At 37.2% G+C, this 12958-nt stretch carries 9 protein-coding genes; 4 read left to right on the top strand and 5 right to left on the bottom strand.

Annotated elements, in window-relative coordinates:
* Positions 1–21: 21 nt before the first annotated feature.
* Positions 22–1908 carry an Ig-like domain-containing protein gene (locus IGJ52_RS05595; protein ID WP_438791961.1) on the bottom strand — a complete coding sequence of 629 codons (1887 nt, stop codon included), beginning with the start codon at positions 1906–1908 and terminating at the stop codon, positions 22–24.
* Positions 1909–2049: 141 nt separating this feature from the next.
* Positions 2050–4470: a cation-translocating P-type ATPase gene (locus IGJ52_RS05590; protein ID WP_002419826.1), complete on the bottom strand. Its 2421-nt coding sequence runs from the start codon at positions 4468–4470 to the stop codon at positions 2050–2052.
* A 218-nt stretch (positions 4471–4688) separates the two neighbouring features.
* Here IGJ52_RS05590 and rnhC point away from each other — a divergent pair, with 218 nt between their 5' ends.
* Positions 4689–5606, top strand: coding sequence for a ribonuclease HIII (gene rnhC, locus IGJ52_RS05585; protein ID WP_010816463.1), 918 nt, complete (start codon positions 4689–4691; stop codon positions 5604–5606).
* Positions 5607–5672: 66 nt separating this feature from the next.
* Here the strand turns inward: rnhC and IGJ52_RS05580 are convergent, their stop codons facing one another.
* Entirely contained in the window at positions 5673–6845 is a 1173-nt protein-coding gene (locus IGJ52_RS05580) for a class I SAM-dependent rRNA methyltransferase (protein WP_438791960.1), read from the bottom strand.
* A gap of 257 nt (positions 6846–7102) precedes the next feature.
* Between IGJ52_RS05580 and IGJ52_RS05575 the strand changes: the two genes are divergently transcribed.
* The 3 genes from IGJ52_RS05575 to IGJ52_RS05565 all read left to right on the top strand — a co-directional run bounded on the left by IGJ52_RS05575 (position 7103) and on the right by IGJ52_RS05565 (position 10584).
* Positions 7103–9211 carry an LTA synthase family protein gene (locus IGJ52_RS05575; protein ID WP_438791959.1) on the top strand — a complete coding sequence of 703 codons (2109 nt, stop codon included), beginning with the start codon at positions 7103–7105 and terminating at the stop codon, positions 9209–9211.
* Positions 9212–9316: 105 nt separating this feature from the next.
* Complete coding sequence (locus tag IGJ52_RS05570) at positions 9317–10018, top strand: hypothetical protein (protein ID WP_002357870.1); 702 nt, start codon at positions 9317–9319, stop codon at positions 10016–10018.
* 14 nt (positions 10019–10032) lie between these two features.
* The gene (locus tag IGJ52_RS05565; protein WP_219259527.1) at positions 10033–10584 is read left to right on the top strand and encodes a hypothetical protein; all 552 of its coding nucleotides are present in this window, start codon (positions 10033–10035) and stop codon (positions 10582–10584) included.
* A 38-nt stretch (positions 10585–10622) separates the two neighbouring features.
* On the opposite strand, the gene IGJ52_RS05560 is transcribed toward IGJ52_RS05565, so the two are convergent.
* Positions 10623–12080, bottom strand: coding sequence for a sensor histidine kinase (locus IGJ52_RS05560; protein WP_219259528.1), 1458 nt, complete (start codon positions 12078–12080; stop codon positions 10623–10625).
* On the bottom strand, positions 12080–12799 hold the full coding sequence (locus tag IGJ52_RS05555) for a response regulator transcription factor (RefSeq protein WP_002381953.1): 720 nt from the start codon (positions 12797–12799) through the stop codon (positions 12080–12082). Before IGJ52_RS05555 ends, IGJ52_RS05560 begins: the two co-directional genes overlap by 1 nt.
* Positions 12800–12958: the final 159 nt, after the last annotated feature.

The raw sequence follows: 12958 nt of genomic DNA, 5'->3' as shown, positions 1-12958 counted from the left end.
TTACTGAAACTATCTAAGCGATTATTTTTTCGTTTTAAAATAGATAAATAATCCTTGAATCAAAAGAAGGCTACCTAAGAAAAGAAACGCGTTTTCTTTTGTTTCTCCTGTTTTTGGCAATTCTTTATTACGAATCACCTGTTTTTCAATGGTTATCGAAGTAGTTTCTGTGGTTGAATTCGTGGTAGTATCTGTTGTCCCACTCGTTGGTGGCGTGGTACTTTCTATAGGTTTTTCTGGCGTATAGTGATTAGTAAATACTTGACCTCCATCATACTGAATAGTCGCCACGAGATTTCCTAAAAGTACCTCGACGGTTACTTGAACTTGAAGATTATACGTATCGTAGGAAACACCTGTCTGTTGCGTGTTTACTTCCCGAATGGTGTATTGATAGTTTCCGGGAGTTTCAAAGGTTAATGGTGAAAATTGAATTTTCCCTAAAGTATCGTTACTAACCGTTTCTAGTACTGTGCCTTTCTCATCTAACAATTCAAATTGAAATTCAGCATCCTTCAGTGGTTTTCCTAAAAGAACTTTTTCAGCTAAAAATGAAGCAGCGACTGGTTGATATGAAATCTTATGATTCACAACAGTTTTCAGTGCAACTAAGTTTTTACCAAAGTCTTCAGGTGTTATTGGAATCTTGTTTTGCGAAAGTTGGTAACCAATAGGTGCTTTGGTTTCTACTAAAGTATAGTTATCTTTTAACAAGCCTTTAACAATCGCTGTTCCGTTTTGATCTGTTGTGATTTTGGCCACTGTTTGATTGGTTGAGTTACGAATGAGTTCAAATTCTGCACCTGCTAAACGCTGGCCCGCTTCATCTTCTTTATGAATTTCAACAACATATTGTTCACCATTGGCTTCTCCACCACCCGTTTGTGAGACACGACTCACTTCGACTTCTTCCACCACCGTTTGATTTTCTGTTAATTTTGCATAATTTGTGAAGGTTTCACCTTTTTCGGGAAGATGATCGATTTTGGTTTTATAGGTGATACGATATTCGTTAGTCCCAATATTGCCAAAATGTACCGAAAAATTACGGTCATCAGGACCATACTGGACAGCCAACTGACCAGTTATATCTTCCTCTGGCGTGAACTGCCAAATAGCATTTCCATCCAGTGTCCATTGTCCTCGTTCAATTTTCATAGTGTCTTTCATATAACTTAAACTTTCTGTTTTTAGCACATCTTCCACTTCTAAATCAGTATACGTTTGCCCTGTTGGATTAATCCGTAGTACATTGTAAATTTCGGTTGGATCGTCTTCAATAAACCACGAATACTTGCTAAATTTTTCGTTAACATCATCGCCTTCACCTTGGTAATCAAGATCGCCAGCAAATATTTTTTCCCCTTCAACCGTGACGTAAATAGGAATCTTGGATTCATTTTCAACATTTTCGAAATCAATCAAACTTGTAAAATATAAAGACCCACTAATATTGGCATGGTTTTCTACGTAATCTGTATACGTTAACGTGACCGTTTTATTTGCTACATCGGTCTGTGCAATTGCAACCACAGCACCTGTATCATCTACTACATTAAAGGTCATATTTTTCTCGAGACGTAGCTCTTCGGGTAAAGTAATCACACTCGTATCCCCACTATTAACGGTATTATCCGGTAAGTTGAACTCAATTCGGAGGTAGATGTCTGTATATTGATTAATGGTCCCAAGTGGGTTTCCCTCTTTGTCCGTTAGCTGAATCGCTGTCACAATGTTGCCCACTTGCTTACGCGGTACTATGTTTGGCGTAGCAGAAATTTGATTGGTTTCACTGGTACTAGTTGGTTCCGTTTGCGCATATCCTGTTTCAAGTTTCAGAAAAGGCGTTATCAGCGTCGACAAAAGAATGAAAAACATTCCCCAATAGACAAAACTTCTTTTTTTCATTTTTATTCAATCCTTCCTATCTAAAATAATTGGTTAGGTTTATACTATCAAGGATTAACTAGGTACAAGTGTTTTTATTTTTCCCAACAATAAAAAACAAAAAACACCGAACCAAAATAATTTTGGTTCGGTGTTTTGCTCCTAATGTCTTTTCTTATAAAACCATAATTGAACTTTTTCAGAAATGGTTGATAAATGTTGGAAAGTTGAGTCTGCTGCAAAGAAAAGAATGGCTAAAAGTAACAAGGCTGTTGGCGATACCGAAGTTAACGAGAACAAGTTTTTCATGGAAATACTTGTAAGAACCATTCCGATTAAACAGCCAATCATTACGCGCTTGCGGTAACGATTCATTGGTGAACTAATTTTATAAAGAACCATAAAGCCGACTGAAACTAGCAACAATGTTGCAGTCGTTGAAATGTCCGTTTTTTGAAGTGCAAGAATATCACCACAAATTAGTAAGGCACCGACTACCAACATATCCGTTAACCCACCAGGAATTGCTTTTGATAACACATTGAAAAGAAATTTTCCTTCAATGCGACGATGATTTGGTTCCAAAGCTAGAAATGTCGAAGGAATACCAATTGTAAATAAACTAATCAATGTGACTTGTGTCGGTTGTAAAGGATATGTCACGGCAAAAATCATAGCAAAGACAGACATTAGCAAGGAGAAAATATTTTTTACAAGGAATAAACTTGAAGAGCGTTCAATGTTATTAACTACTTGGCGGCCTTCAAAGACAACCTCCGGCATCGTTGAAAAATCAGAATCCAACAACACAACTTGCGAGGCTTGTGCTGTAGCTTGATTTCCTGAAGCCATGGCAATACTACAATCTGCTTCTTTCATGGCTAAAATATCATTGACTCCATCCCCTGTCATCGCCACTGTATGATCTAATTTTTTCAACAATAGTACAAATTGTTTCTTTTGTTCTGGCGTGACACGACCAAAAACGGTGTATTTTTCTAAAGCTTCTGTCTGGGCTTCCATTGTAGTTAATGTTCGCGCGTCCACATAATTTTCAGCACCAATAATGCCTGCCGCTTGTGCTACATTGGATACTGTTAAAGGATTATCGCCAGAAATGACCTTAATGGCCACATTTTGTTCAGCGAAATATTCAAAAGTTGCTTTGGCTTCTTTACGAATCGGATTCCAAAGAAGAATGTAGCCTAGAGGTTGAACCTCTGCTGCCAACGTTTCCTGAAATTCTCCTAAATACTTTCCAAACACCAATAAGCGATAGCCTTGACTTGTATAATGTTCCACTTCAGATTGATACATTTCATAATTGTCTCTCAAAATCATCTCTGGCGCCCCAAGAATATACGTCGCTTCCGGGAAAGTCACGCTACTAAATTTTTCGACAGACGAAAACGAGGTATAGCTAACGGCTTCCCTCTGATTATTAGTAACAAAAAATTCTTTCATAGCTTTCATCGTATCGTTGTCAGCTGACATTGTTCGACAAAAATCGCCAATTAATTTTTCGACATTGGTTAAGTCTGTACCATCATTTTCGATACTCACCACAGGAACCAACTCTTGGACTTCCATCGTGTTTTCAGTAATTGTTCCTGTTTTATCTACACATAACACATCGACACGTGCTAAGGATTCGATACTTTTCATGTTGTGCAATAAAACGCCGCGCTTCGCTAAGCGCATTGTGCTGGCAGCTAATGCAACGGTTGTTAAAAGGTACAACCCTTCTGGAATCATCCCAATCAAGGCAGCTTCCATGGAGACAATGCTGTCATGAAGCCCTTGATGGTTGATGAAATAACTTTGGAAAAATAGAACACAGCCGATTGGAATAATAATAATCCCTACCCATTTCACCAAACGGTTAATGGAACCGACCATCTCTGATTGTTCCCCTTTTTTAATTGATTTCGCTTCAAGCGTCAATTGATGAACATAGGCCTCAGCGCCAATTTTATCAATTCTTGCATAACAAGAACCTGACACAATAAAGCTACCTGACAAAAGTTGGCTATCTGCTACTTTGGTAATCTCATCAGATTCCCCAGTTAACAAGGATTCATTCACACGGACTTCACCAGATAAGACAATTGCATCCCCAGAAATCTGTTCACCCGATTTAAAGAGCACCACATCATCCAAAACCAGCTCATCTGGCGAAATTTCTTGTTCTTGGCCATCCCTCACAACGGTTACTTTTGTAGCGTTTAGAATATTTAAGCTATCTAATACTTTCTTCGACTTAATTTCTTGGTAAATTCCAATGACCGTATTAATGATTACTACTGGCAAAAAGGTCATATTTTTATAAGATTGTACCAGCATTAATAACACGCCTAGTACCACAAAAATTAAGTTGAAATACGTAAATACGTTATTAATAACAATCTGTTTCGTTGTGATAAACTCTGTATCGACGGCGGCATTGACTAAGCCTTTTCGCTTTCTTTCTTCAACTTGTGCGGCCGTCAAGCCTTGTTTATCTTCTGGATAATAGCGTTCCGCGTTAGCAGTCACTGCTATTGGTTCATTTTCTTGCATTTCTTTTTTTCTTCTCAAACACATCACCCCTTGTTCTAGTCGACTCTTTCATCGTCTCCTTCTCTCCCACAGTATAGCACTGAATAAAAATTTAGATAACAACTAGCGCCCAACTATAGAAAAAAATTATACATTTCCTAAACATTGTCATTTTCAGGAATAAGCTAACGCAAAACCTTTTCATTTACTTGTTTTTCCTTTACTATAGTAAAGAAGAAATATCAAGAAATGAGGAACAATTGATGGCACAGAATCACGTAATTAAAGTTAGTAAAAAAACATTAGCAGAGATGACCACTGTTTATCAACCCAATCGTTTAAATAAAACGGTCCCTTATACTGTCTTTGTGGCCAAGGTTGGCACCACTACTATCACCGCTTATCAATCAGGTAAAGTCATGTTTCAGGGACCTCAAGCTGAAAAAGAGGCCGCTCGTTGGGAAGGAACGAGCACCACACCAAAGAAAAAAGTGTCCCCCCAGACTACAACGCTGCCTGCTGATTTTGGCAACTGGTCTGTGATAGGTTCCGATGAAGTCGGTAATGGTAGCTATTTTGGTCCTGTAACTGTCTGTGCTGCCTATGTTGACAAAAGCATGATTAGCAAACTAAAAGCATTGGGTGTTCGTGATTCCAAAGAATTAACCGACCCACAAATTATTCAATTGTCACATGTCATTAAAGAACTGATTCCTTACAAGTTATTAATCGTTGAACCAAAAAAATACAATGAGATCCAACCAAACTACAATGCTGTACACATGAAAGTCGCTTTGCATAACCAAGCGATTTATCTGTTGCTGCAAGAATTGGCTCCCACAAAGCCAGAAGGGATTTTAATTGACCAATTCACCCCTGAAAATAACTATCGGAAATATGTTCGTAATGAAAAAAATCAAGTCACTGAAAAATTGTTCTTCGTCACTAAAGGAGAGCAGTATCATGTTGCCGTTGCTGCCGCCTCTATTATTAGCCGCGCTGCTTTTTTAGAAGAGTTAGACAAAGAATCTGCAGAATTGGGTTTCTCTGTGCCCTCTGGTGCTGGCAGCAAATCAGACCAAGTAGCCGCCCGTATTTTGAAAAAAGGCGGCCTAGACTTATTAGCGAATTACGCGAAGCTGCATTTTGCAAACACCCAAAAAGCCCAAAAGTTACTATAAAATAAACACCAAGCAAAAGTCCCAATGCCGATTAGCGGCGCTGGGACTTTTGCTTGGTGTAAAAAATTATTTTTCAATTTCGATAAACAGGACTTTTAAGTAATTACCTTCTGGAAAATTAGGATTCACTTGAAAGTCTGCCGGTAATTGATACGTGTCCGTAATCTTGTAACGGACATTTTTCTCTTGCAAGGCAGTAATCACCATTTTTTGATATTTGGCCAAGGATAAATTTGCCGCATTGGTTGAGGCAATAAGCGTTCCCTTATCCGTTAAAATATCAATAGAATCTTTCACTAGCTCCCCATAATTTTTAGCAACGGAAAAAACTTTCTTTTTGTTGCGAGCAAAACTTGGCGGATCCAAAATGATCATGTCATAACTCAAACCTTTACGTGAAGCATATTTAAAGTAGTCAAAAACATCCATGACAATAATCTTTTGCGCGGCAAGATTTAAATGATTGACTTCAAATTGCTCAGTCGTTTTCGGTAAGCTTCGTTTAGCTAAATCCACACTAGTGGTGGCCACGGCACCTCCCATAGCGGCAGCTACTGAAAAAGCACCTGTATAACTAAACATATTTAAGACTGTTTTACCTACTGCAAAACCATCTACTAATCGACCACGAACTTCTTTTTGATCTAAAAAGATGCCTGTCATTAATCCTTCGTTTAAATAGGTAGCAAATTGAACGCCATTTTCGGTGACAAGTAATGGCTCGGGTGCTTGTTCACCATATAAAAACTGTGATTCTGGTAAATTTTTTGTGGAAAAGCGAATCTTTTCGTAGGCACCAATAATGTCAGGGTAAACTGTGCGAAACGCCGTCAAAAGTTCGGCTTTTTTCTGATAAAGGGTTTCATTATACCATGAAAAAACGGCGTAATCTGCATAGCGATCGATGATCACTCCCCCAATGCCATCCCCTTCTCCATTAAATAATCGATAAGCGGTTGTCAGCGAATCCTTTTCAAAAGACGTCCGCTTCTCACGACTTATTTCAAAGAGTTGTTGAAAAAAAGATTGATTAATTGGTCCATGCCATGACAGCAACCAACCAATTCCTTTATTTTGTTCGCCTAAATATCCTTCAGCTAAACGCTGGCCTTTACTATCAATCAAAGTAAGCCAATCTGTTGGTAACGGTGCTGGCACTTGTTGCAAATCTTCTTTCTGAATTAAAGGATATCCTTTTTTAAATTTATGTTCTGCTTTTTTAGTTACTTGAAGTTTCATTCTGTACACCTACTTTTCAAAGTCCTATCTAGTATAGCAAAAAAAGGCCCATCTGTCTTTAAAGGATTCAAGCTTCACGTCATTTAACGAACTAAAAAGTTTAAGGAAATAGTAAGTTTTCTTTAACATCACCATTCCTCACTTCGGTAAGAATTGACATAAAATTTGTGAAAGAGTAAAATTAAAGCGATATTGTAAAATACGAAATTTACCTAATTTTACTTTTATAGAATCATCGTTTAGAAAGGACGTTTATTTTGAAAAAATTATTTAAAACAAATATTTTGAACACGCGACTGGGGTTATTCTCGCTAATCGCCATCTTACTGTGGCTAAAAAACCTCTTTGCGTACGCCGTTGATTTCCATTTACGTTTGGAAAATATTAACGAGTATTTCATACTCTTAATTAATCCAATTGCCACAACGGTCTTTTTATTAGCCATCGCTTTGTATGTTCGCCGTAAAAAAGCTTCTTATATTACAATGATGATTATTTACTTCTTGATGAGTTTACTGCTCTTCTCAAATGTCGTGTATTATCGAGAATTTACTGACTTCATCACAGTTAATACGATGCTTGGTGCTGGCAAAGTAGCTAGCGGTCTTGGCGAAAGTGCCTTACGTCTCTTTAGACCTTATGACGTCATTTATTTCTTAGACTTCATTATTATTGGCGTATTATTATTAACGAAAAAAATTAAAACAGATGCGCGTCCAGTCCGCGCACGTGTAGCAGTCTCTGTCACACTCCTTTCTGTTGTCTTTTTCTTATTCAATCTATTTATGGCTGAAACAGAACGTCCCCAATTATTAGGACGTCAATTCTCTCGTGACTATATCGTGAAATTCTTAGGCTTAAATGCCTTTACCGTGTACGATGGCATTACAACTTACCAAACAAACCAAGTCCGTGCCGAAGCTAGTGCTAACGATATGAAACAAGTTGAAGATTACGTGAAACAACAATATGCGGCACCCGATGATAGTAAGTTTGGTATTGCAAAAGGCAAAAATGTAATTTATATCCATTTAGAAAGTTTCCAACAATTTTTAGTTAATTACAAATTAAAAGATGAAAATGGCGTAGAACACGAAGTCACACCATTTATCAATAGTCTTTACAATAGTAAAAGTACCTTTAGCTTTGATAACTTCTTCCACCAAGTTGGTCAAGGAAAAACAAGTGATGCCGAAACGTTACTTGAAAATTCACTATTTGGTTTAGACCAAGGTTCACTCTTTACACAAGTTGGTGGGAAAAATACGTTTGAAGCAGCACCCGATATTTTAAAACAAACGCAAGGATACACTAGCGCTGCTTTCCACGGAAATGCCGGTAACTTCTGGAATCGAAATGAAACCTATAAACGTTTAGGCTATGACTATTTCTTTGATGCTAGTTATTATGATGTTAATTCAGATAACTCATTCCAATATGGGTTACACGATAAACCATTCTTTAATCAATCCGTTCAATATTTAGAGCATTTACAACAACCGTTCTATTCTAAATTTATTGCTGTATCCAATCATTATCCTTATTCTCAATTTACAAACGATGAAGCAGGATTCCCAATTGCAAAAACCTCTGACGAAACAATTAATGGTTACTTTGCAACAGCGAATTATTTAGATAAAGCGGTCGAAGAATTCTTTAACTACTTGAAATCTTCAGGTCTCTATGAAAACTCAGTCATTGTTCTTTATGGCGATCACTATGGGGTTTCTAATTCAAGAAACCAAAACTTAGCAGAGTTAGTAGGTAAAACCAAAGCAGATTGGAACGATTTTGACAACGCCAATATGCAACGTGTTCCTTATATGATTCACGTTCCTGGTCAAGAAAATGGCGGTGTGAACCATACGTATGGCGGCCAAGTTGATGCCTTACCAACCCTTCTACACTTGCTTGGTGTCGATACGAAAAACTACATTCAGTTAGGCCAAGATTTATTCTCTAAACAACACAATCAAATCGTTGCTTTCCGCAACGGTAATGTTGTAACACCTAAATATACTATTTTAGGTTCTAGCATTTACGATACTAAAACAGGCACTTTAATTACAGAGCCAACCGAAGAAGTTAAGAAAGAAGTCGCTGATTTAAAAGCCAAAGCGACGAAACAATTAGAAACGTCTGACCAAATTACTAACGGTGACTTGCTTCGTTTCTATACCAATAGCGGCTTAAAACCAGTTACCCCAGAAGACTATGATTACAAGAACCAATTGCAACAACTGGAAGCAATTGAAAAAGAAAAAGGTGAAAAATCAACGAGTGTTTACAGTAAAAACAATAATAAATCAACCGTTGATGAATATCACACTGACAGTTATCAAGGCTATCAAAAAACGGGTAAATAAATCTTCAAAAAGCTTGAGCAATTTGCTCAAGCTTTTTTGCTACTTTTTCATAATTAATTCATATTATTTCACTATACTAAAGATAGTTTAGAGAGGTGAAAGTTGATGAGAAGTGTCCGTTACGCTACAGCTAGTAGTTTTTATCATAAAAAAATCACGTTAATCACCGCACTCTTCTTCTTCCTGTTCTCTTTCTTATTGACTGGGCTGTTTAACTTAATTGATTTTGAAAAAGAGTTTTTACGAACGATGCCAGACTTTGTCGATATTGAAAAACAAACTAGTTACCATTACCAACTGATTCAATACTATTGGCACCTCTATCTAGGTAGTGTCATTTTCTTTGGTGTTACTTTTCTTCTGTTGATGTATGTGACATTACGCATAAAAAAGGAAGAAATACATACATGGTATCACATGCACTTTTCAAATATGTATGTCACCAAACAGCTCTTACTAGAGTTGTGTTTACCGGCTCTATTAGGAATTTTCAGTTTTTTACTTTTCACTTTAATGTTTCAAGAAACGTATAATACTGTTCTTTGGGCTGCCCGTGATGCTATTTTACAGTGGTCTCATTTGGAAACTCCAGCATTTTTAGCTAAAAGTACCGACCAGGATGTCACGATTACAAATATCCAGCATTTAGGGATTCAAACGATCCAAGCGTTTTCTTTTGATTTTAAAAGTATGCAGTCGCTTTATACAATCCGTAATTGCTTTGTTAACTGCTTAATCTTGCTTGGCATTCCTCTTGTTTGCGGGACTCCTTTCACATTGATTTATTTACGCACACATCAGAAATAAGGGAGGGATTTTCTATGGATGTCACACCATCATTCAAAAAAACAACCGAAAAAAAATCCTCATTCGACGCGTTAGCTTTGCGAGAAGTTTATGGAATCATTTATTCTGCTCCAGAACAAGAACTCGCATTGGCCGATTTTTTCCAAACAAACCAATTAACCATTACTAGGCTTTCTTCTAGTGAAACCTTTCTGCCCTACTTGCCATTAGAAGAAAATTTATTTATCGCTAGTACGATCAAAGAACGGGATCGAAAAGTAGTTCTAGCCGAAGCTTTCCAGGTGTTCCAATTAGAACCTGCCTTACTTGGTCGTTCCTTTACTTCTTTTACGACTTTTGAAAAAATTAAAATGCGCATAATACAACTTTTGCTTTCAAAAACAAGTACGTTAGTGATTGATGACATCTTTTCTTCATTAACGATTGGACAACGTCAAGAAATTTTACCTCAATTAAAAATAGCAGTTCAAAAAAGAAACAAGCGCTTGCTATTTCTGACAAAGGATCCACAAATTATTGATAGTCCCTATGTGCACCCCCTGTCTCTACATGCGTTATTAAACTAAAGAAAACGTCTGGCACTGATTGTGACCAGACGTTTTCTTTAGTTTTCAGTGATTTCAACATCAGGAAATGAAATAATAAATGTGGTGCCTTTACCAGGTTCGCTCTCAACATTGATTTTTCCTTTATGCAAGCGGACCAATTGTTGAACGATTGGTAAGCCTAATCCTGATTCTCCATATTTAGTATTTTTACGGGATGGATCTACTTTGTAATAACGATCCCAGATATTCAGAATTTGTTCTTCCGTCATGCCAATTCCTGTATCAGAAATACGGACAATGGTTTCTAAATAGCCTTTTTCTAAAGCAATATGAATTTCGCCATTTTCAGTAAATTGGATGGCATTTTGAACAATATTGACAACAACTTGCACGAAACGATCATAATCGGCATACACATCAATTGGTTCGGTGGTGTCTAAATACAATTGATTACCGGCGGCTTCAGCTTTGGCCGTTAGTTGAGTCACAATATTTTCTAAAGCTTCTGTTCCGTTGAACTTCTTCACAACAATTTGAATCTGGTTGGTCCGAATTTTTTCATAATCAAGATTTTCATTGACTAAGCGAATCAAGCGAGCGGTCTCATTTTGCATCAGTTTAATCGCATTCTCTTTTTGATTTTCAGGAATAGCATTATACTGCAATCCCTCTAACAAGCCATTAATAGTTGTTAAAGGCGTCCGCATTTCATGAGAGGCATCCGCCATAAATTGACGACGGCGCTCTTCTTGCCGATTGATTTCTTCTTGTGATTCTTTTAAAGACGCGGCCATTTTATTAAAATCTTCTGCTAGGTCATCAAATTCATCTTTGTCATGAACCGGTAATTGAATATCAAAATTTCCACTAGTAATTTCTTTGGTGGCTTTACGCATCCGATTTATTCGTTTCACTTGGAAAGTCGCAAATAGATAACTTAGTAACAAGGCAATCACACCAGAAAAAATAAAGCCTTTAATCAAGTTTTGTGTCACGGACTGAACACTTCGGTCAACGTTTTTGGCAGGTTGTGTAATAACTATTGCACCAAGCAGATTATTAGTATTTTTATCACGCACAGGCAGCATCACATAAGCTGAAGTATTCTTTTCCCCATAGATATCAATATTTTCTGTTGCATAAACACGATTACCTTTCATGATTTGATCCCAATTTTTATCGATTAAGGAAAAGTCTAATTTTTTTGTGCTATCAACTGGTGGGTACTGCACTATGCGGTCCTTGTTAATAAAGACAAATTGCACATCTTGCTTCTGGAGTACGCGCTCAGTCAACTGAAATGAATAGGATAAAACATCTCGATCTGAAACACCTGCAACATTAATAAAAAAGTCACGTGTTTCTAAAGCCGATTCTGCATAACCATACAGCTGTTCATAGTTATTTTCTTGCATTGTGCGCTTGGTCAATTGTGTGAAAGACGTTCCGACAATGAGAATAATCAGAGCAATCACACCTATAAAAGCAAGTAATTGTTGATACAAATACTTCATTAAGCAACACCTGAATCGTCGAATTTATACCCTACGCCCCAAACCGTTTGGATGACTTGAGGACCCACTTTTTCAATTTTTTGTCGTAATTTTTTGATATGGGCATCAACTGTCCGTTCATCGCCAAAGTATTGATAATCCCAAACCAATTCTAGTAGTTGTTCGCGTGAAAAGACTTGGCGTGGTTTTTTTGCTAAAGTGTATAGCAAATCGAATTCTTTAGGTGTTAAGCCTTCAATTAATTGATTATCTAAATATGTTTCTCGTGTTTTCGTATTCATTTTAAAATGATCCGTAATCACATCAAACGTTTCATCTGTATTCTCAGACGTATCATGCGCAGCCTCTGCCACCTCGGCACGACGATGTAGAGCTTTCATCCGTGCAATCAAAGTTAATGGACTAAATGGTTTTGTCACATAATCATCCGCACCCATTTCAAGGCCAATTACTTGGTCACTTTCAGAATCACGAGCAGTCAACATAATAATGGGAACATTGGCTGAAACTTTGCGAATTTCACGACAAACAGCCATCCCATCCATACTAGGTAAGTTTAAGTCTAACGTAATCATGTCCCATTTTTCTGGCGAAGCAAGAAAAGTCGCCAATCCTTCTTTGCCATCATCTTTAAAGGTAGCTTCCCACCCTTCATTTAAGAAAAACATTTGCATCATTTCTGAGACGGATTCATTGTCTTCAATCATTAATATATTCATTTCATTCACTCCTTATTCACTTTTCATAAAACTGCTCTATTGTAGTATACTCTAAAATTGAATTTGTACCAACCGATTCTATATTTCTTCAAAAATCCTTTACAGAACCATCAAAAATCACTTTTTTCCTGCTCTTTTAAAGAAAACGAAAGGAACCCA

This window comes from Enterococcus sp. DIV1758, assembly GCF_051711985.1.
Taxonomy (GTDB): domain Bacteria; phylum Bacillota; class Bacilli; order Lactobacillales; family Enterococcaceae; genus Enterococcus; species Enterococcus faecalis.
This window is presented reverse-complemented; position numbering and strand designations above follow the sequence as displayed.